We start from the raw sequence: 2,652 nt of genomic DNA, 5'->3' as shown, positions 1-2,652 counted from the left end.
GCCTCGACCCACCGATTCCCCGGCACATTCACGCACCTTCCCACCCGCTCCCAGCAGCAGAACCTGGGCCTGCCGTTCGGCATGATCCTGTTCGGCGCAGCCATGGGCGCGCTGTTCGCGGTCGTCTACTACCTGGCCATGAAGCGGGTCGGGCAGCTCACGGCCCGCAACCTGGCGCTGCTGGTCGCCGGTGGCATGTTCGTGGCGCTCTACGCGGTGCCGTTCCTGAAGTACCCGGCCAACCCGCCTTCGATCGGGCATCCGGACACCATCAAGGAGCGCACGGGTCTGTACGTGCTGATGATCGTGCTGAGTGCGGCGTTTTTGCTGGGTGCGGTGTGGCTGGGTCGCAAACTGGCTGCGCGCCTGGGCAATTGGACCGCGTCCGTCGCGGCGTCGGTGTCGTTCGTCGTGGTGATGGCCGTGGTGATGGTGATTCTGCCGTCGCTGGGTCATCTGTCGGCCAACAAGTCCGAGTTCGGCGACTTCGACACCGAAACCCCGCAGCCGCTCAAGGACGCCGCGGGGACCATCGTGTATCCGGGCTTCCCTGCGGACGACCTGTTCCACTTCCGGCTGTACTCGTTCGCGGCGCAGCTGATCCTGTGGGTGGTCATCGGTGTCGGATTCGCTTGGCTGGCACCGCGTGTGGTGGGCGAGCGTGCGGACGCGTCCACGCCCGCGGTCACGGCGGCATGAGCGCTGTTACCCGCCTCACCCTGGTGACCCACGCGATCACCGACGCGGTGCAGGCCGCCCGTTTCCCGATCGACGAACCGCTCAGCGCGCTGGGTGAGCGGTCGGTCGCGGAGGCGGGCGGCCTGCCCGGCTCCGAGGCCCGGATCGGATACAGCGCGCCCGAACTGCGCACCCGCCGGACCGCCGCGGCGCTCGGGCTGTCCGCCGAACCGGACGACGCGCTGCGGGATCTCGATTGCGGTGACTGGGCCGGGGAGTCGATGGACGCGCTGGCGCCGGAAGCCTTGATGGGCTGGCTCACCGACCCCGACTACCGCGGTCATGGCGGTGAGTCCGTCACCGATCTCGTGAAGCGCGTCGGTGACTGGCTGACCGGGCTCGCCGGTCGCGGCGAGCGGATCGTCGCGGTGACGCATCCGGCGATCGTGCGCGGCGCGATCCTGTGCGCGCTGCGGGCGCCCGCGGAGTCGTTCTGGCGCATCGACATTCCGCCATTGACCGCCACGACCCTGCACTACCGCCCGCCGGGCTGGACATTGCGCTCCACCGCGCACGCCGTGGCGGACTGAGATCGCGGCGACGTGACACCGGGACGGGTCCACTCCTTGGGACGAGGAGTGGACCCGTCTTTTGCATTGCCATCGACTTTCGCTATATTCGCGGACGCAGCTGGTTCGCCGGAGGTGGAGTCGAGGAGCCCCTGACTCAACCCCGAGGCGTCGAAACCCGGTGGTGCGTTCGCGCATCGCGTGGGTGAGAGGGAACCCGGTGGAAATCCGGGACTGTCCCGCAGCGGTGAGTGGGAACGACAGCCGTCATTCGCACTGGGCGCCTCGAGTTATGCCTGGGAAGCGACGGTCGGTAGGACCAGCCCCGGGTGTGAAGCGCCGGGGTCGCCTTCTTCTAGGCGGTGCCCACGAGTCCGAAGACCTGCCGGTTGTGCCGGATACGCCGTATCCGGCGGTCGTCGCCTCGTGGATTGGGCGGTACGCCGAGAGTGACCCCGGGCACGGGAACGATGCTGCTATGGGCTCCTTTCAGCGTGCGCTCGTGATGGGCGGCGGTCACTGGCTGCTGACCATGGAGTTCATTCGAATGTTGAACCCTGACAACACTTTCACCGCGACCGTGCTGGGGCTGCCGCGCATCGGCCCGAACCGGGAACTCAAGCGGGCGATCGAGGCCTATTGGGCCGGACGCCTCGATGCCGACGGCCTGCACGCCGTCGCACGGGACCTGCGCACCGCGCAGTTGACCGCCGCCCGCGACGCCGGTCTGGATTCCGTTCCGGTGGGGACGTTCTCGTACTACGACCAGGTGCTCGACACGGCCGTGCTGCTGGGCGCGCTCCCGGAGCGGGTGGCGGACATCGCAAACGAGCTGGATCGCTACTTCGCGGCCGCGCGCGGCAATGCCAAGGTCGCGCCGCTGGAGATGACCAAGTGGTTCGACACCAACTACCACTATCTGGTGCCCGAGCTGTCGGCGGCCACCGAATTCTCCCTGCACCCGGAGAAGCCGCTCGCCGAGTTGGAAGAGGCGCTGGCACTGGGTATTCCAGCGCGCCCGGTGGTGGTCGGACCGATCACCTTCCTGAAGCTGGCCAAGTCGGTGGACGGCAGCAACCTGCTCGACCGCCTGCCAGATCTGCTGCCGCTCTACGAGCAGTTGCTCGGCCAGCTGGCCGCAGCGGGCGCAAAGTGGGTGCAGCTGGACGAGCCGTCGCTGGTCACCGACCTGTCCGACGCCGAACTGGCCGTGGTGCACACGGCCTACCGGCGGCTGGCCGAGCTGCCGGATCGACCGGCCATCCTGGTGGCGTCGTACTTCGGCCGGTTGGGCGCGGCGCTACCGGTGCTGGCGGAAACCGGCGTCGAGGGCATCGCCGTCGACCTGGTCGCGGGCGGTGACGCGGATGTGGTTGCGGCACGGGCGATCACGGACCGGCTGATC

2 protein-coding genes, 1 pseudogene and 1 riboswitch are annotated in these 2,652 nt (G+C 68.6%); all 3 genes and pseudogenes read left to right on the top strand.

Annotation, left to right across the window (positions count from 1 at the left end; all coding sequences use genetic code 11):
- The coding region (locus ACWELQ_RS43250) for a CbtA family protein (RefSeq protein ID WP_452402774.1) at positions 1-699 on the top strand (699 nt) is incomplete at its 5' end.
- Complete coding sequence (locus tag ACWELQ_RS43245) at positions 696-1,268, top strand: histidine phosphatase family protein (protein ID WP_452402773.1); 573 nt, start codon at positions 696-698, stop codon at positions 1,266-1,268. The genes ACWELQ_RS43250 and ACWELQ_RS43245, both read left to right, overlap by 4 nt.
- Before the next feature lie 140 nt (positions 1,269-1,408).
- A riboswitch (cobalamin riboswitch) is annotated at positions 1,409-1,651 on the top strand.
- Positions 1,652-1,794: 143 nt separating this feature from the next.
- Positions 1,795-2,652 (top strand): annotated as a pseudogene (locus tag ACWELQ_RS43240) (5-methyltetrahydropteroyltriglutamate--homocysteine S-methyltransferase); the annotation flags it as partial.

Source organism: Nocardia sp. NPDC004722, assembly GCF_053601505.1.
Note: the sequence above shows the minus strand (reverse complement) of the source record. Positions and strands in the feature narration are given on the sequence as shown.